Raw genomic sequence first — 18,309 nt, forward strand, 5'->3', positions numbered from 1 at the left:
CTTTGCGGAAGTCTGGCGCGCACCTCGTTGATTTGGGCTTAATTTAGCGCGGCGGATGACAAATATCGACAGATTTCATGTGTCGCGGTTTCAGCGTCGAGCTGCATTACGTAGCGGGCGGCTCCGACGCCTTCGACACTACCGTGTGGCCAACCCTGATCCGACCGGGCCGGATCACTTCAGCATACCAGCCGCCATGGCCGCGCATGGCGTTGTAGCCGCCTTGCCCCAATGCCTTCTCCATCCGAGAGCATGGCGGGCACGGACCGGTAAGGGCGATCTCGACCCCGCCAATTACCAGTCGGGAATGGCGAAGCGCCGTCAGGTTGATCCCCTCAACCACGATATTGCGGCGCAGAAGGTCCGGTGTGACATGATCCTGTCGGCATAGCGCCGCGATCACTGGCAGATGCTCGGCCTGAATGAGCGTCAGTGCCCGGCGGCCCGCGCGGGCGTGGTCGCCAGTAAGACCCGCCTCGGTCACCTCTACTTCGGTCACGGCGACCAGCTCAGCCAGCCGCGCGGGGCGAAGCCCGATCCATGTCACCCGCCCTGCCCCGGCATGGGTCGCCAGAAGCCGGGCAAGGGCGACCATCAGGCTTCCTCAACCACCATCAGGTCGCGTTCTGACGCGCCCTTCGCATGGGCAAGTGCTGCCTGATATTCCGCGCTGTTATAGCACTCGACAGCCGCCTCCAGCGACGGAAAGCGCGCCACGACATTACGCGGCCGGTCATTGCCCTCAAGCTGCACATACCGACCGCCACGGGCCAGAAATACCCCGCCATGTTTGGCGATCGCCGGACCGGCTGCGGCGGCATATTTTCCATAGGCCTCGGCGTCCGTCACTTTCACATGCGCAATCCACAGCGCCGATTTCGTATCGCTCATTTTACCCCTCCGATCACCGCCTCGGCGGCCTTGACCGCATCATCGGCCTTCGACGCATCCGCACCCCCGGCCTGCGCCATATCAGGCCGCCCGCCGCCGCCCCTGCCGCCAAGTGCTTCTGCCGCCGCCTTGACGATATCGACAGCCGAAAGCCGCGCGGTCAGGTCGGCTGTGACGCCCGCCGCGACGGCTGCCTTGCCGCCGGTATCGGCCACGACCAGCACCGCGCCGGAGCCGACGCGCGATTTCAGTTCATCGACCAGCGCTGGCAGGTCCTTGCCCGAGACGCCCGAGACGACTTGCGGCAGGAACCTGATGCCATTGACCTCTCGGTCCGCGGCCGCACCCGCAGCCCCGCCACCCATCGCCAGCTCGCGGCGCAGTTGCGCGACTTCGTTTGCCAGCGCCTTTCGTTCGTCCATCAGCGCTTTCACCCGCGCCGGAACATCTGCGGCCTGCGCCTTAAGCGCCAGCGCCACTTCGGCCAACCGGTGATCCTGCGCGCGCAGATAATCGAGTGCTGCCTGCCCGGTCAGTGCCTCGATCCGACGCACCCCGGCGGACGAAGCGCTGTCACCAAGTGTGACGAAGGCGCCGATATCGCCGGTGCGCTTCACGTGCGTGCCGCCGCACAGTTCCAGCGAATAGGTTGACCCATCCGCGCCCTTGCCCGATCCGGCCTCATGGCCCATCGAGACCACGCGCACCTCATCACCGTATTTCTCTCCGAAGAGCGCCTGTGCGCCGATGGCGCGCGCATCGTCGGGCGTCATGATTCGGGTTTCGACGGGCGCATTCTGACGAATGAACGTGTTCACCTCGGCTTCGACCCCTGCCAGTTCCTCAATGCTCAGCGCCTTTGAATGGCTGAAATCGAAGCGCAAGCGATCCTCGGCATTCAACGAGCCGCGCTGAGCGACATGACTGCCAAGCGCCTTGCGGAGCGCCTCGTGCAAAAGGTGCGTTGCCGAATGGTTCGCCCTGATCGCGGTGCGGCGGACATGGGTCACTTCCAGCTTCGCCGGTTGACCCCGCGCGATCTCACCTTCGCTGACCTCCGCGATATGAATGAAGACACCAGCGGATTTCTTCGTGTCGGTCACCCGTGCCATGCCGGTATCGGTGCGGATCAGCCCGGTATCGCCGACCTGACCGCCGCTTTCGGCATAAAAGGGTGTCTGATTGACGACGATCTGCACCTTGGTGCCCGTCGCAGCCGCCCCCGTTTCCTTGCCATCCGCGATCAGCGCAAGGATCTGGCCCTCCGCCGTCTCGGTATCGTAGCCGAGGAACTCGGTGCCCCCGTGCTTTTCAGCGAGATCATACCAGATCGTCGCGTCCTGTGTTTCGCCAGACCCGGCCCAGGCGGCCCGCGCCTTGGCCTTCTGTTCCTGCATCGCATGGTCGAAGCCCTCGACATCGACGCTGCGACCTTTTTCCCGCAAGGCATCCTGCGTGAGGTCAAGCGGGAAACCATAGGTATCGTAAAGCTTGAAGGCCGCAGCGCCCGGAAGCGGCTGACCTTCGCCAAGCTTGCCGAGTTCGTCGTCCAGAAGCCGCAAACCGCGGTCGAGCGTCTGTTTGAAGCGGGTTTCCTCCAGCTTCAGCGTTTCCTCGATCAGTGCCTGCGCACGGGTCAGTTCGGGATAGGCCGCGCCCATCTGACGAACCAGCGCGGGAACCAGCCGGTGCATGAGCGGGTCCTGAGCGCCCAAAAGATGCGCATGCCGCATCGCGCGGCGCATGATCCGCCGCAGCACATAGCCGCGCCCCTCATTCGACGGCATGACCCCGTCGGCAATGAGGAACGAGGTGGAGCGCAGATGGTCCGCGATCACCCGGTGATGGACTTTGCCCGGCCCGTCGGGATCGGAGGAGGTGCCATGGGCCGACGCCTCAATGAGGCTGCGCATCAGGTCGGTGTCATAGTTGTCGTGCTTGCCCTGCAACAGCGCGCCGATCCGTTCCAGCCCCATGCCGGTGTCGATCGACTGCGTGTCGAGCGCGCGCATGGAGCCATCCTCGAACTGCTCGTTCTGCATGAAAACAAGGTTCCAGATCTCGATGAAACGGTCACCATCCTCCTCGGCCGAGCCCGGAGGGCCGCCCCAGATGTGGTCGCCATGATCGTAGAAGATCTCGGTGCAGGGGCCACAGGGGCCGGTCGGGCCCATGCGCCAGAAGTTGTCGTCCGTGGGGATGCGGATGATGCGGCTGTCGGAAATTCCCGCAACCTTCTTCCAGATCCCCGCCGCCTCGTCGTCGGTGTGATAGATCGTAACCAGAAGTTTGTCCTTGTTCAGCCCGAAATCCCTGGTCAGCAACTCCCAGGCGAAGGGGATCGCCTCATTCTTGAAGTAATCACCAAAGCTGAAATTCCCCAGCATTTCAAAGAAGGTATGGTGCCGCGCCGTATAGCCGACATTGTCGAGGTCGTTGTGCTTGCCGCCCGCGCGCACGCATTTCTGGCTGGTCGAGGCGCGCACATAATCCCGCGTCTCCACCCCGGTGAAGAGGTTCTTGAACTGCACCATGCCCGAGTTGGTGAACATCAGGGTCGGGTCGTTGCGCGGAACCAGCGGAGAACTGTCGACGATCCGGTGATCGTTGCGCCGGAAATAGTCGAGGAAGGTCGAGCGGATGTCGTTCAGGCTGGGCATCGGGGCAGGCCTCTTTCGGCGGAAGGGATCAGCCTTGGCGTGTTAGCCCTTGTCGGCCCCCATGTCCATATTCCTGCGGTGCAGCATCGCGCTCAGTTCAGGTGCAGGAAGACCTTTGAAACGATCTGCCAGCGGCCCTCATGCTGAAGCATCGTCAGCGTGTCGCGGAAATTGAGACCAGCCCAGACATCGTGCACCCGCACGATCGCCGTATCTCCGGCAATCGCAATCGACTCGATCTCATGCGGCGGGACCGGCGTATCGGCGGCGATCGCCTCGGTTTCGCAGGCTGCGATGAACTCTTCGACATTCGCCCATTCCAGCCCACCATCGAAATGCCCGATTGAGGCGGCTTTCGGATGGAAGGCGCGGCGGAGCAATGTGCCATCTCCCCGCGCCATTCCCGTCACATAGTCCTCAACAACCGCGGCTATGGCTTCGTATGCCCCCATCAGGCCCCCCAAGAAAAAACGGCACGGACAACCCTGTCCGCGCCGTCATGATACCGTCAATGTGCCACAGGGCAACGTTTCGGGGTCAGGCCTCCATGACCTCGTCGCCGGGCCCGTCCTCATCCGACGATCCGAAATCGAGACCATGGCTCGCCCTGATCTTGTCCTCGATCTGCCAGGCGATGTCGGGGTTGTCCTTCAGGAACTGCTTGGCATTCTCGCGGCCCTGACCAATGCGTTCGTCGCCATAAGAATACCAGGCACCCGACTTTTCCACGACGCCAGCCTTGACCCCGAGGTCGATCAACTCGCCGGTCTTGGAGATGCCTTCGCCATACATGATGTCAAACTCGACCTGCTTGAAGGGCGGGGCGACCTTGTTCTTCACAACCTTTACGCGGGTCGTGTTGCCCACAACCTCATCGCGGTCCTTGATCGACCCGATGCGGCGGATATCGAGACGGACAGAGGCATAGAATTTCAGGGCGTTACCACCCGTCGTGGTTTCCGGCGACCCAAACATCACACCGATCTTCATGCGGATCTGGTTAATGAAGATCACCATGCAGTTCGACCGGCTGATGGAAGAGGTCAGCTTGCGCATCGCCTGGCTCATCAGGCGCGCATGAACACCCACGCTCGAATCGCCCATATCGCCTTCCAGTTCGGATTTCGGCGTCAGCGCCGCGACCGAGTCAACGACGACCATGCTCACCGCGCCCGACCGTACCAGCGTATCGACGATCTCCAGCGCCTGTTCACCGGTATCAGGCTGCGAGATCAGCAGTTCATCAAGGTTCACACCCAGCTTCTTGGCATATTGAGGGTCAAGCGCGTGCTCGGCATCGACGAAGGCGCATACCCCGCCCTTTTTTTGTTCTTCCGCAACCGCGTGCAGGGTCAGCGTGGTTTTACCCGAGCTTTCAGGCCCGTAGATCTCCACCACTCGCCCCTTTGGAAGGCCACCGATACCCAAAGCGATGTCGAGCCCCAAAGACCCGGTCGAGGTCGACTCGATCTCCATCACCGGGTTATCGGCGCCGAGCTTCATGATGGAGCCCTTGCCGAACTGCCGCTCGATTTGCGCCAATGCGCTGTCCAACGCCTTTTGTTTGTCCGCGCTGCGCTTGTCGTTCATGCTCAGAAGATCCGCTGTCGCCATGTTTTGCTTCCTTATTTCACACCCGATAGGGCGCGGCAATCATTGCTCTTGTTCGCCTCTTGTTCTCGTCGTTATGAGATCAAAACACGAACAGATCAACCCAATTTTCCTAAAATCGACTTTTTCTTCTTTCGGTAAATCTTTAGTTAACGGGAACGTGTTTTCTCGTTCCGGGCCCTGATGGAGACGTGATGCTGGTTTTCTGGAAACAACGATTGGTCTATCTTGCGACCCCGAAAACCGGATCAACGGCAATTGAGGCCGCCCTGGAACCACTTGCCAGTGTCGTGATCCAGCGGCCGCCGGAACTTAAGCACACATCCGCCTTCCGGTACTGGAAATACCTCGCCCCCTATCTCGGCCAGGCGGCGGATGAAGATTTCATGGTTGTCGCGGTAATGCGCGAACCGCTTGACTGGCTCGGAAGCTGGTACCGGTACCGGCAACGGCCGGGCAGCCAACATAAGGAAAACAGCACCAAGGACGTCAGTTTCGACACATTCGTCGAGGGCTATCTCAGCGACCCGCAACCCAGTTACGCCAATGTCGGACGTCAGAGCCGATTTCTGATCCCCGAACGCGGCCCGGGCGTCGACAGGATCTTTCGCTACGACGATATGCCGGCCTTTGTTCGGTTTCTCGAAGACCGGCTGGATTGCGAGATATCGCTGCCGCGGCTCAATGTTTCTCCGGAAGGAACCACCAACCTCGCGCCCGACCTTGAGCGCAGATTGCGTGAGGAATGCGTGCGCGACTTCGCCCTCTATGATACGTTGAATGTGGAACACCCCGCCTGATCCCAAAGCCGGGAACGCGCATTTCGCGCTGCCGCAAATCCGCTGCTTCGGAAGAAAGTTCCCGACAAATGGGGATTAGTGGATTTGCCCCTGAACTGTCGCCGTCAATTCACTGAGAGAGAACGGTTTTGGCAAAAACACTGAATTCGGAATGCGTTCGCGGGTCTGTGTCAGGCTTTCCTCGGAATAGCCCGACACGAAAACGACCCGGGTATTCGGGCGGGCCTTCAATGCTTCGCGAACCCAGGATGGACCATCCATACCGGGCATGATGACATCGGTGACAAAAACATCGACGGCCAACGCCTCATCCTCGAGCGCTTTCAGGGCGTCTTCCGCGTTCTCCGCCTCGATCACCGTGTAGCCTCTTAACCTGAGTGCCCGACTGGCGAAGGCGCGGACCGGGGCTTCGTCCTCAACCAGCAGGATGACACCCTCACCCGATTGCGTGACGCGGCGCGGCTGCACGGCCGGAACCTCCTCTGTCTCGGCCACGTCAGAGGCTTCATGGGCCGGGAAATACAGCGAAAACGTCGTGCCTTGTCCCGGCACCGTATCGCAGAAGATAAAGCCGCCAGTCTGCTTGATGATTCCATACGCAGTCGAAAGGCCGAGCCCCGTGCCTTCCCCCTGGCGTTTTGTAGTGTAAAACGGCTCGAATATCTTCGGCAGCTGTTCTGGCGAAATGCCGCAGCCCTGATCGGTGACGCGGACGATAACGTAGTCTCCTGGCTCAATCGTTGCCCTGTCGCGGTGCAGATCTTCCTTCAGCATCACAGTTTCAGTTTCAATACGTATCTCCCCCCCCTGCGGCATCGCATCACGCGCGTTGACGACGAGGTTCATGATGACCTGTTCCAATTGTCGCTTGTCGGCGCGGATCGGCGCAAGATCGGTTGCATGCATGAGTGAAAGGCGCACCTTTTCACCAACCAGTCGATTCAGAAGGTGGGTAAGGTCCGAAAGTGTGTCGCGCAGATCAATGGTTGTCAGCTTCAGCGTCTGCTTGCGGGAAAACGCCAGCAACTGACCAACAAGGCTCGCCGCGCGATTGGCATTCTGGTTGATCTGCACAAGGTCGGCATAATCCGGATCGCTCTTGTCATGTCGCAGCAAGAGAAGGTCACAATGCCCTGAAATCGCAGTTAAAAGATTGTTGAAATCATGCGCGACACCGCCTGCCAGTTGGCCGATCGCCTGCATCTTCTGGCTTTGGACAAACTGCGCCTCGAGCGTCTTCAACTGGGTCGCATCCGAGAGAACGGCAACCAGCGCGGGGCTGCCATTTTCGAGAACCCGGGTCAGAGTTACTTGCAGGAAAGCGTCTTGATCCGAGCGGCGTACCTTCAGAACCTCGGGTCGCCGTTCACCACGGCCCGCCAACGCGTCGGCGAGCCAGTCATCAACCGGCCTTCCCAATCCCTCAACGATGGTTGCAAACGCCGTCCCGATTTCAACATTGCCAAGCAATGTCCGCGCGGCCCGGTTCGCGTCGGTCAACTGTCCATCATCATCAAGTCGGAGCAATGCCACGGGCAGAGTTTCGAAGGCCGTCGGATCACCCGTTTGCACGGGAAACGCCGCCGCCGGTAAGAAATAAATTTCCCGCCGTCCTCCATTGCCCTCGATGGCCGCAATGAGCGTCCTGACCGGTCCAGCCGCACTGGAAATTTCGTGCTCCTCTCCGGGTCGGAGCGGCAAGTCATTGAAGATGCCGTCAAGCGTCTTGACCCGGTCGCCAACGAGGCGCTTCAAGGCCTCGTTCATGAACAGGATCATCCCGGTCTTCGACGCCGTGAGCATCGGAAGGCTGATCGAGTTCGCGTTGCGCCCACCTGCCCCGCGGTCCACCATATCCTCCAACCGCCATAGGAATCCGGTTTCACCAATTTTGTGCACGGCAAGCCGCGCATGTCCCTTTCGGGTGACGAAGTCCTCATGCGCGGCACCATTCGCTTTTGCCAATTCCTGCATCCGATGCAACACGGTCGCCGGGCTGGCAAAGACGTCGTCAAGGGCCCGTGTCAGGGTCTGCCCGCCCCGTCGGCCGAACCGTTCCAACGCTGCCTTGTTCTGCGACCCGATCTCTCCCGCAATATCGGTTGTAAAACTCGGCGCAGCATCATGGGCGATGAATGCGGACAACTGAGACTGGAGATTATCGTAGGCCTTGGCGTGCTGGTTTTTCAGCAATGCAATCAGGCCGGCCAGTATCGCGAATGCTCCCGACATACCGCAAACGACAAGTGCGGCAATCCCATCTGCAACGGTGAATGCAAGAACCGCGAAACCAAACGACGCAAGAACGAGGTAGTGGCCGTTCGACGAAAATCGCAAAGCCGTTCGGGTCATCGGATGCGGATCTAGCGCCGAATACGACACCTTCATTCCCCCTTTCAGATTCGGATGTTCCGCATTCCGACGGGAAATGCTTAACCGACGATTAACTCTCGTCGAAGCACTACTATAAATTGTGTAAACTTACGCTTACTCTCTCGTCAATAGTGTGCTGTAAAAGCCGTCCCCGCCCTCGACCGGCGTAAAGACCCGCTCGTCGCTGCGTTTCCAGCCGGGATGGCGGCCGATGAACGCGTCGGTTTGTTCCCGGTTCTCCGATGCCAGCAGCGAGCAGGTCATGTAGGCGATCGACCCGTCCGGCGCGACCAGATCTACAGCCCGGTCCAGAATGCGAGCCTGAATCCGCAACAGGTCTGAAAGCCTCTCGGGTGTGAGAGCCCATTTTGCGTCCGGCGCCCGCCGCCATGTGCCAGTGCCCGAACACGGCACGTCCAGCAGCACGAGGTCGAAACACATCCCCAATAGTGCTTTTTCGTCCCGGATCGTGACTGAGACCCCCGCGCGGCGGACACGCTCGGACAGATCACGCATTCTTTGCGGTGCGATATCATGGGCTGCGTACTCGGCCTGACAAAGGGCGGCCATCGCCAGTGTCTTGCCACCGCCCCCCGCGCAGAAATCGAGCACCCGCATGCCCGGTCGGAGTGGCAGCGCAGCGACGGCGGCTTGCGGGCTTGCGTCCTGAAGCTCCACCAATCCATCGCGATACGCCTTGGAATTCCGGATACGCCTTGTATTTTCAGTGACTTCGATGGCCGTCCGGGTCAGCGGGTGCGGTCGTGCTTCGATGCCATCACTCTTCAACACCCCGATAGCCACCGGAACACTGGCGCGCACGGCATTCGCCCGCAAGATAGCCGGTGCGCGGTTACGAAAAGCCTGCAAGACAGGTACAAAGTTTTCCCCCAGAACGTTCTCAAGTGGTGCCGCTAACCAATCGGGACAATCCAATGCCACGGCCGCGGGCAGCGCGTCCATTTCGGGGGCGGCAGCAAGGGCATCACGCTCGGCCTGCGACAACGGCAAAGGCGCGTGACCTTCGCCGGTGAAAAACTCATCAGGGTCCCGCCCCGCGGCGCGAAGCAAACCGAGGATCAGCGCCCGTCCGGTCGGCGTATCGGCACCGGCGAGCGCAGTGAACGACCGCAGACAACGCAAAGCGTCATAGACATGGTCTCGGATCGCAGCCCGGTCACCGGAACCGGCAAAGCGACTGGCCCGCGCCCACGAGGTCAAGGCCTGTTCAGCCGCGGCCCCGTCCAGCACCTGGTCCAGAATGTCGATTGCCGCGCCAAGCCGTGCCGCCGGGGTCATGATCCCGCCTTCCGATCCGCTTGAGGATCGCCCTGCAGGGCAAGGCGATCACTTGGTTTTACATCACCCGGTAATTGGGGCTTTCGCGCGTGATCTGCACATCGTGGACGTGGCTTTCCTTCAGGCCCGCCCCGGTGATACGCACGAAACGGCAGTTCTTGCGCATGTCGGCCACCGTCCGGTTTCCGGTATAGCCCATCGCCGCACGCAGGCCGCCGACAAGTTGATGCACCACCGCCGCCGCGGAACCCTTGTAGGGCACCTGCCCCTCGATTCCTTCTGGCACCAGCTTGTCCGAGGCAGCATCCTTCTGGAAATAGCGGTCGGCCGAGCCGCGCGCCATGGCGCCAAGCGAGCCCATGCCACGATAACTTTTGAAGCTACGCCCTTGATAAAGAATAACTTCACCGGGGCTTTCATCGGTGCCCGCAATGGCGGATCCCACCATCGCGCAGGAGGCCCCCGCCGCGATGGCCTTGGCAAAATCGCCGGAATACTTGATGCCGCCATCGGCAATCACGGGCGTCTCGCCCGCCGCCCCCGCTGCATCCATGATCGCGGTCAGCTGCGGCACGCCGACACCGGCGACGATCCGCGTCGTACAAATGGACCCCGGCCCGATGCCGACTTTGATCGCATCGGCACCGGCCGCGATCAGCGCCCGCGTCGCCTCGGCTGTCGCCACGTTCCCGGCGATGACCTGCACATTGTTCGACAACGCCTTGATCCGCTCCACCGCCTTCGCCACGCCTTCACTGTGACCATGGGCCGTGTCGATCACCACCATGTCCACGCCAGCTTCAATCAGCGCCTGAGACCGCGCGAAACCGGCGTCACCAACGGTCGATGCAGCCGCGACGCGCAGCCGCCCCAATTCGTCTTTACAGGCGTGGGGGTTCAGGACTGCTTTCTCGGTATCCTTCAGCGTCAGGAGACCGGTCAGCTTGCCCTGCCCGTCCGTGACCAGCAGTTTCTCGATGCGCCGCGCCTTCATCAGCGACTTCGCCTGATCGAGATCCGCAGGCTCTGTCAGCACCGCCAGATTATCCGCAGTCATCATCACCTTGACTGGCGTCTCGTCATCCGAGGCGAAACGCATGTCACGGTTGGTCACGATACCAACGACGCGACCACGTTCATCGACTACGGGAAAACCGGTCACGTTATACCGCTCCTGCAGCGCCTTCGCGTCGGCGAGGGTCTGGTTCGGGGTCAGCGTGATCGGGTTGTAGACGACGCCACTTTCAAACCGTTTTACCCGGCTGACTTCGGCCGCCTGCTGCTCGATGTCGAGGTTGCGATGAACCACACCGATCCCGCCCGCCTGGGCCATGGCAATGGCCATACGCGCCTCGGTCACCGTGTCCATGGCCGACGAGAGAAGCGGGATATTCATCCGGATCGACTTCGTCACCCAGGTCGACGTATCGGCATCGGACGGTAAGACGCTCGACGCGGCGGGAACCAGAAGCACATCATCGAAGGTGAGAGCCTCGCGAATCTCCATGGGGGACCTCATAGGGAGCTTTCGTTTGGCGCTTCCCTGTTTCATGGGGGGATCGGGATGGCAAGCCCTAATTCCCCGAAAAAACGCCAAATGCTTGCGCCGGGCCCTCCGCCGTGCTCAATCCGGAAAAACGTGGGAGGATATGATGCGGGTCGCCATCGTCGAGAATATTGCCGACACGTCTTTGGGTGCTGTCGGACGGGCGCTGGACGAAGCCGGGGCCGAGACCACTCTGTTCCGGCCACGGCAGGACAGTCGCCTTCCCGCCGGCCCGGAAGCCTTCGATGCCCTCGTCGTCCTCGGCGGCGAACAATCGGCGATCGACGATGCCGACCATCGCTACCTTGAACCGCTGTCCCGATTGATGCGCAACTTCGGTGAAGCCGATCGCGCTGTTCTCGGCATCTGCCTGGGCGCGCAATTGCTGGCGCGCGGATATGGCGGGACGAATCTGATCGGGGCGGCGCCTGAATTCGGCTGGTGCAACGTTCAGGTGACCGATGCCGGCTCAAGCGATCCGGTGCTTTCCTCGGCCGGGGCAGCTTTTCCGATCTTCCAGTGGCACCACGATACGTTCACCTTGCCTGAGAACGCGGTGCATCTGGCCGAAAGCGCGGCGGCGCCCCATCAAGCCTTCCGCATCGGACGAGCGATCTATGGCACGCAGTTCCACTTCGAAGCCAATCGCGCTGTTGTGGCGGGCTGGACCCGCGACTTCCAGGATGCCGCCGAAGCAATGAGGCCCGGCTGGCACAGGGATCACGCAACTGAAGAAGCCAGTCACGGTGCCAGAGCAGACGCGGCAGGTCTTGCACTTGCCCGCGCTTGGGTCAGTCTTATCTAGGCAGTCGCAGCGTTGGTTTTTACTGCTAGCTGCCCGCCTGCCCAAAGACGCAGAACCCGGAATGCAATCGGCGGGACGATGAAGGTGGCAAGTCCTAACGCCGCGATTCCGGGCCAATGCCAAATGCCGCCCAATGTCAGCCACAAGGATGCTGTCGCGGCGGCAGGGAACGTGAAAGCCCCCCAAAGTGCTGAAAAGCCAGCAGCCGTCAGCCACAGAACACGCACGAGAAGCCAGACAAGAATCACGGCAGCCAATGCTGCAAGACAAGTGGCCACCGTTTCAAGCCCGAGCGCCATGGCCACCAATCCAAGAAGCGCGGCCGGAGCAAGATGGATCGCTTGGATCGGGCGCAAGGGCGGTGGCACAGTTTCGCGCAGGACCTGCTCCAGCCCAACAGCCCAGATCCAGACCGCGATCAGTGTCGTCACGCCGAACACCGCGAGCGCCCCAAGCGGTGAACCCAGTTGGGTCAGCGCCAGAGCACCGATGATGAAGCCGACGAAATTCAGGTGCCAGACCGGCGTAACACGCCGTTGCTCTGCCGGTCCGGTTGCAAAAACATAGATCAGGATCGTGACCAGCAGGGCATGGGCAACAAACCCGGCCATCGTTATCCCAAATGCGATGGGACCAGCATAGGGTGCCAAGGCAAGCGCCAGAAGATAGAGGCACAGCACCATTGTGCCGACCCCGGCACGTCCCGGCAGGATGCGTAGTTCCTCGATCAACACACCTGGCCGACGAGCTAGCTTTGATAGATAGGCGACCAACGCGAAGACGAACAGCAACGACGCCGCGCCGAGGATCGCCTCACCGATCCCATCAGGCCCGGAAACCGCCCCTGCGGCCCGCCGCCAGGCCAGGCCGAGACCGAACAGCCCCATGATCGACGGAAAGACGGCCGGAGGAGTGCGCCGCCACAATCCGGGCTTGGTCGGTGCTGGAGGTTTGAACGCCATCTCTCCGGTTCTCCTGAGTTTTTCGCCATGGCAGGATGACGGAGCGGTGCCCGGGATGCGAGGCCTCGCGAACACCGCCCCAAAAAATCCCGCCTGCTGCGGCTTTTCGGTCGCGCAGTAAGCGCCATAGATCGCCCGGCCTTCCCTCGGCAGCAAAACCCGCGCAGTGTTGCGGCGAAAGGTTAATCGTCTTCAGGGAGGAAGCCGGATGGGTGGACACGGATATGAAAGCGGACGGCTCAACCTGCCCTTCGTCGGGATCTCTACCTTCGGCAAGCGTCCCTACGTTGAGGACTGGAGCCGGATAGAGGCCGATGTCGCGATCCTTGGCGCTCCGTTCGACTTTGGCACCCAGTTCCGCCCCGGCGCCCGCTTCGGCCCGCGCGCGGTGCGCGAAGCCTCGACACTCTTTTCCTTCGGTCATGCCGGGGCCTATGACCACGAGGATGACGCCACCTATCTCGGCTCCGACGTGCGGATCGTCGATATCGGCGACGCCGATATCGTCCATACCGACACGGAAAGAAGTCACGCCAATATCGAGGCAGGCGTTCGGGCAATCCTGAAGGCGAGAGCCTTGCCCGTGGTGATCGGCGGCGATCATTCGGTCAACATCCCGTGCATCCGCGCCTTCGAGGGTCAGGACCCGGTCCATATCCTGCAGATCGACGCCCATCTCGATTTTGTCGACGAGCGTCACGGGGTCCGCCACGGCCACGGCAACCCGATGCGCCGCGCCGCCGAAAAGGGCTATGTAACCGGCCTGACGCAACTCGGCATCCGCAATGTGTCCTCCACCGCGAAGGAAGGTTATGACGCAGCCCGCAAGATGGGCGCGGATATCTTGTCAGTCCGTCAGGTCCGCAAGCTTGGGGCCGAAGCGGTTCTGGCACGGATCCCGAAGGGAGCACGCCTTTACGTCACGATCGACATCGACGGATTTTGTCCCTCCATCGCCCCCGGCACCGGAACCCCCAGCCATGGAGGGTTTCTCTATTATGAGGTTCTGGAACTGCTGCAAGGTGCTGCACGGGCGCACGACATTGTCGGCATTGATTTGGTGGAGGTTGCCCCAGACTACGATCCGTCCGGTTCCACAGCGATACTGGCAGCACAGGTGCTGCTGAATTTCCTCGGCTTCATCTTTCATGAACGCGACAAAGCGGCCGGTGCACCCGCATGACCGCAACCGGTGTGACTTCGTCAGATATTCACCGTCCGGTGGCGGCGGCTTTCTGGATGCTGGGCTCCATCATCGGCTTCTCCGCCCTTGCCATTTCTGGGCGCGAGATCGGCGCGGCACTCGATACGTTCGAAATGATGCTCTACCGCTCGCTGATCGGGGTCATCGCCGTGGTCGCATTTGCAACAGCGACCGGCCGCCTGATCGAGATCGAAGCCCGCCATCTTGGTCACCATTTCATTCGCAACGTTATCCACTTTGCCGGACAGAACCTCTGGCTCTACGCACTCGCCCTCATTCCACTTGCACAGCTCTTTGCGCTGGAATTCTCCAGCCCTCTGATCGTCGCTCTGACCGCGCCGTTCTTTCTGTCCGAACGATTGACCCGCACGAAACTGTTGGCGGTATTGCTCGGCTTTTGCGGCATTCTGATCGTCGCACGTCCGTTCGGCGCCGGAGGCCTCTCTGTGGGCCTGATTACGGCCCTTCTCTGCGCAGTGGCATTCGCGGGCACGGCGATCGCAACCAAGCGTCTGACCCGCCGCGCATCAATCATCGGCATCCTCTTCTGGCTGGCGGCCATGCAATCGGGCTTCAGTCTTGTCTGCGCCGGATATGATGGGAGTATCACCTGGCCAGACGCAAAAACGATTCCCTGGGTCATCGTGATGGGGCTTGCCGGGCTCGGCGCACATTTCAGCCTGACCAAGGCCCTCACACTCGCCCCCGCCTCGGTCGTGACGCCCGTCGACTTCCTGCGGCTGCCTGTAATCGCGCTGATAGGCATGGTTTTTTACGCGGAGCCACTCGACCTAATGGTGATTTTTGGCGGAGCGATCATCTTTTTCGCGAATTTACTCAACATCCGCGCGGAAGCAAAGTATCGTTACGTCACACGCTCCACCCCCGTGCCAGAACGCAACGTCACAAATTGACGCCAACGCAACCCGATGGGAAGGGTTCTAAAAAAACAAAACAAGCAACCACGATCTTGTTAGGGATGAGAAGACGATGAACAGAACACTGGCCGTAGCGAGCGGCCTCATACTGAGTGCGTCCACGGCCTTTGCCGGCGGTCTCGAGAGGTCCGCCCAATCCGTGGCGATCCTGTTCGAGCCCGGCAATTATGCTGAGTTCACGCTCGGGGCATTTAACCCAGGCGTCACCGGCGTCGGCAACGGGCCTTTCTCGGGGCTTGTGAGCGGTGATATGGCTGGCAGCTATGTTACTTATTCGCTGGGTTATAAGCAGGCTCTTAACGATAAAGTTGACCTCGCGATTATCGTAGACCAGCCAATTGGGGCGAGTGTCAGCTATCCGGCAGGCAACGCGCCCTACCCGTTTGCCGGCTCGTCAGCAGATGTCGAGTCACTCGCCGTTACCGGGCTGCTTCGCTACAAGCTGCCATCAAATTTTTCGGTCATTGGCGGCGTTCGTGTGCAGGCGTCCAAGGGCACGGTTCATCTGGAAACTCCGGTGCTCTCCAACTACGACCTTTCCGCCGACCGCGATACAGCGTTGGGCTATGTTCTGGGCGTGGCCTGGGAAAAGCCTGAGATCGCAGCACGTGTTGCCCTGACCTACAACTCGAAGATCGATCAGAGCTACGACACCGTTGAAACCGGTCTTGCGCTGATCCCGCTGAACGGCACGCTTGATGTTCAGATCCCGCAATCGGTCAACCTTGAGTTTCAGACCGGCATCGCGGCCGATACGCTGCTCTTTGGGTCGATCCGCTGGGTCGATTGGACGGTCTTCGACATCACGCCGCAATTCCTTGGCGCGCCGATCGTTTCTTATTCCAACGACATCGTGACCTACAATCTCGGCCTCGGCCGCAAGTTCAACGAGCAGTGGTCTGGTGCGGTTCTCGTCGGTTATGAAAAGAACCTCGGCGATCCAGTCGGCAACCTTGGCGCGACTGACGGCTATACGAGCATCGGTCTTGCCGCGACCTACAAGATGGACAACATGAAAATCACTGGCGGTGTCCGCTATGTTGCCATCGGTGATGCGACGACAACGTCCGTCGGCTCCAGCTTCAACGACAACTCCGGCATCGGCGCCGGTATCCGCATCGGCTACAGCTTCTGAACCAACAGAACGCTGACCTGAACTGCCCCGCTCCGGCGGGGCAGTTTCGTTTCCGGTCAGAAATCGCCAAAAAAAACTTCGTGATCTTCGCCCCTGTTCCGGTTAGGCAAACGCCGGTACGGCAAGCGGGAATACGGCGATGATCTACCAGTCGGCAGCGGAATGGCAGGCGGCAAAGTGCAAGCGGGTACTCGTGTTCGGCATGTCCGGGCTCGGCAAGACTCATATCGCCAATCTCCTGCGCGCGGGCGGCAACTGGTTCCACTACTCGATCGATTACCGCATCGGCACCCGCTACATGGGCGAACACATTGCCGACAACTTCAAGCGCGAGGCGATGAAGGTGCCGCTCTTGCGCGAACTGCTGATGACCGATTCCGTTCATATCACCTCGAACATCACCTTCAACAACCTCGCGCCGCTATCGACCTATCTCGGCAAGCCGGGCGATCCGGCCAAGGGCGGATTGCCCTTTACGGAATATATGCGCCGGCAGGACCAGCACCGGACGGCCGAGATTGCCGCCCTGCTCGACACCGTTCATTTCGCCGAGCGGGCTCAGTCGCTCTACGGCTACGATCACTTCATCTGCGACAGCGGCGGGTCGATCTGTGAGGTGGTGGACCCGGACGATCCCGCCGACCCGGTGCTGACCGCGCTGTCGAATGCGGCGCTCATGGTCTGGATCAAGGGTTCTGACGCCCATACAGAGGAACTGATCCGCCGTTTCGACCGCGCGCCGAAGCCAATGTATTACCAACCGGACTTCTTGCACGCTGCCTGGGCGGAGTATCTGAAGACCAACGACCTGACGGAAGAAAAGGTCGATCCCGACGCCTTCGTGCGCTGGGCCTATTCACGCGCCCTAGCCCATCGTCAGCCGCTCTACGAGGCGATGGCGCGGAATTGGGGCATCACGGTCACCGCCGAAGAGGTCGCACAGATCAGTACTCCCGGCGATTTCGAAAGCCTTGTCGCCGGGGCACTTGAGGCGCGCGGCTGACCAGCCTATCTCTGGCCTTCCGAACAGGAGTACCCGGATGCCCATCACCCTGCCCGAGACTCTTCCCGCCTTCGACGTGCTGTCGCAGGAAGGCGTCATGGTGATGTCGCCGGACCGGGCCGCGCACCAGGACATCCGGCCCTTGCGGATCGGGCTCCTGAACCTCATGCCAAAGAAGATCCAGACGGAAAACCAGTTCGCCCGGCTGATCGGCGCGACGCCGCTGCAGATCGACTTCCAGCTCATCCGGATGAGCGAACACCAGACCCGGAATACCGCCGCCGAACACATGGAAGCCTTCTATCGCCCGTTTCAGGACGTGAAGGACGAAAAGTTCGACGGGTTGATCATAACCGGTGCGCCAATAGAACATCTGCCGTTCGAAGAGGTGAGCTACTGGGATGAGCTTATCGAGGTCATGGACTGGACCCAGACCAATGTCCATTCCACCTTCGGCGTATGCTGGGGCGGCATGGCGATGGCCTACCATTTCCACGGCCTTAAGAAACACAGTCTGGGCGCCAAGGCCTTCGGCTGCTTCCGCCACCAGAACCTTTCCCCCGCCTCTCCATATCTGCGCGGCTTTTCCGATGACTTCGTCATTCCGGTCAGTCGCTGGACCGAGATGAAGCAGTCAGAAGTCGACAACGCCGGAGGGCTCAGGACGTTGCTCGGTTCCGACGAAGTCGGCCCCTGCCTGATCGAGGACCGCTGCCACCGCGCGCTCTATATCTTCAACCATTTCGAATATGACAGCGGCACGCTCAAGGAAGAGTACGACCGCGACGTATCGAACGGCACACCAATAAATGTGCCGATGAACTACTATCCCGACGACGACCCGAGCCGGCAGCCGCTGAACCGCTGGCGCAGCCATGCGCATCTTCTCTACGGCAACTGGATCAACGAGATCTACCAGTCGACGCCATTCGACCTCGCCAGGATTGGCAGCGCAGGCGACACTGAATAGAGCACGATGACCGGAGAAGTTTTGGACAAAACCCTTCCCTCGCCGTGGGGACTGAATTTTGTCTCGAAATTCTATCAGCGGTCGGGGAAACTGCCGACCGGGTAATTGTGCG

16 protein-coding genes are annotated in these 18,309 nt (G+C 60.8%); 7 read left to right on the forward strand and 9 right to left on the reverse strand.

Annotation, left to right across the window (positions count from 1 at the left end):
• Window positions 1-106: 106 nt before the first annotated feature.
• From QKW60_RS13100 to recA, 5 genes are all read right to left on the reverse strand, one after another.
• Window positions 107-595, reverse strand: coding sequence for an MOSC domain-containing protein (locus tag QKW60_RS13100; RefSeq protein ID WP_282369314.1), 489 nt, complete (start codon window positions 593-595; stop codon window positions 107-109).
• Window positions 595-891 carry a DUF1330 domain-containing protein gene (locus tag QKW60_RS13105; RefSeq protein ID WP_282369316.1) on the reverse strand — a complete coding sequence of 99 codons (297 nt, stop codon included), beginning with the start codon at window positions 889-891 and terminating at the stop codon, window positions 595-597. Before QKW60_RS13105 ends, QKW60_RS13100 begins: the two co-directional genes overlap by 1 nt.
• A complete protein-coding gene (alaS, locus tag QKW60_RS13110) occupies window positions 888-3,551 on the reverse strand; it encodes an alanine--tRNA ligase (RefSeq protein WP_282369317.1) in 2,664 nt (887 codons plus the stop codon). The genes QKW60_RS13105 and alaS overlap by 4 nt, the downstream gene beginning before the upstream one ends.
• Before the next feature lie 92 nt (window positions 3,552-3,643).
• The gene (locus tag QKW60_RS13115; RefSeq protein WP_282369318.1) at window positions 3,644-4,003 is read right to left on the reverse strand and encodes a nuclear transport factor 2 family protein; all 360 of its coding nucleotides are present in this window, start codon (window positions 4,001-4,003) and stop codon (window positions 3,644-3,646) included.
• Between the two features lie 85 nt (window positions 4,004-4,088).
• Entirely contained in the window at window positions 4,089-5,165 is a 1,077-nt protein-coding gene (recA, locus tag QKW60_RS13120; RefSeq protein WP_282369320.1) for a recombinase RecA, read from the reverse strand.
• A gap of 191 nt (window positions 5,166-5,356) precedes the next feature.
• On the opposite strand from recA, the gene QKW60_RS13125 reads away from it, so the two are divergent.
• Window positions 5,357-5,962 (forward strand): sulfotransferase family protein, encoded by a 606-nt coding sequence (locus QKW60_RS13125; protein ID WP_282369321.1) that lies wholly within the window; start codon window positions 5,357-5,359, stop codon window positions 5,960-5,962.
• A 75-nt stretch (window positions 5,963-6,037) separates the two neighbouring features.
• Here QKW60_RS13125 and QKW60_RS13130 read toward each other — a convergent pair whose 3' ends face one another.
• The 3 genes from QKW60_RS13130 to guaB form a co-directional block, all read right to left on the reverse strand.
• Complete coding sequence (locus QKW60_RS13130; RefSeq protein ID WP_282369322.1) at window positions 6,038-8,350, reverse strand: ATP-binding protein; 2,313 nt, start codon at window positions 8,348-8,350, stop codon at window positions 6,038-6,040.
• Between the two features lie 99 nt (window positions 8,351-8,449).
• A complete protein-coding gene (locus tag QKW60_RS13135) occupies window positions 8,450-9,634 on the reverse strand; it encodes an RsmB/NOP family class I SAM-dependent RNA methyltransferase (protein WP_282369323.1) in 1,185 nt (394 codons plus the stop codon).
• A gap of 58 nt (window positions 9,635-9,692) precedes the next feature.
• Window positions 9,693-11,141, reverse strand: a complete 1,449-nt coding sequence (guaB, locus tag QKW60_RS13140) for an IMP dehydrogenase (RefSeq protein WP_282369325.1) — start codon at window positions 11,139-11,141, stop codon at window positions 9,693-9,695.
• Window positions 11,142-11,286: 145 nt separating this feature from the next.
• On the opposite strand from guaB, the gene QKW60_RS13145 reads away from it, so the two are divergent.
• Complete coding sequence (locus tag QKW60_RS13145; RefSeq protein ID WP_282369327.1) at window positions 11,287-11,985, forward strand: type 1 glutamine amidotransferase; 699 nt, start codon at window positions 11,287-11,289, stop codon at window positions 11,983-11,985.
• Here QKW60_RS13145 and QKW60_RS13150 read toward each other — a convergent pair.
• A complete protein-coding gene (locus QKW60_RS13150) occupies window positions 11,982-12,947 on the reverse strand; it encodes a TDT family transporter (protein WP_282369328.1) in 966 nt (321 codons plus the stop codon). The genes QKW60_RS13145 and QKW60_RS13150 overlap by 4 nt on opposite strands.
• Before the next feature lie 208 nt (window positions 12,948-13,155).
• On the opposite strand from QKW60_RS13150, the gene speB reads away from it, so the two are divergent.
• The 5 genes from speB (at window position 13,156) to metA (ending at window position 18,197) form a co-directional block, all read left to right on the forward strand.
• Window positions 13,156-14,130 (forward strand): agmatinase, encoded by a 975-nt coding sequence (speB, locus tag QKW60_RS13155; protein ID WP_282369329.1) that lies wholly within the window; start codon window positions 13,156-13,158, stop codon window positions 14,128-14,130.
• A complete protein-coding gene (locus QKW60_RS13160) occupies window positions 14,127-15,065 on the forward strand; it encodes a DMT family transporter (RefSeq protein ID WP_282369330.1) in 939 nt (312 codons plus the stop codon). The genes speB and QKW60_RS13160 overlap by 4 nt, the downstream gene beginning before the upstream one ends.
• A gap of 76 nt (window positions 15,066-15,141) precedes the next feature.
• Entirely contained in the window at window positions 15,142-16,224 is a 1,083-nt protein-coding gene (locus QKW60_RS13165) for an outer membrane protein transport protein (RefSeq protein ID WP_282369331.1), read from the forward strand.
• 139 nt (window positions 16,225-16,363) lie between these two features.
• On the forward strand, window positions 16,364-17,227 hold the full coding sequence (locus tag QKW60_RS13170) for a DEAD/DEAH box helicase family protein (protein ID WP_282369332.1): 864 nt from the start codon (window positions 16,364-16,366) through the stop codon (window positions 17,225-17,227).
• Window positions 17,228-17,264: 37 nt separating this feature from the next.
• Complete coding sequence (metA, locus tag QKW60_RS13175; RefSeq protein ID WP_282369334.1) at window positions 17,265-18,197, forward strand: homoserine O-acetyltransferase MetA; 933 nt, start codon at window positions 17,265-17,267, stop codon at window positions 18,195-18,197.
• The last annotated feature ends 112 nt before the right edge of the window (window positions 18,198-18,309 follow it).

The sequence above is a fragment of the Albidovulum aestuarii genome, assembly GCF_029961185.1.
GTDB classification, from domain to species: Bacteria; Pseudomonadota; Alphaproteobacteria; order Rhodobacterales; family Rhodobacteraceae; genus Albidovulum; species Albidovulum aestuarii.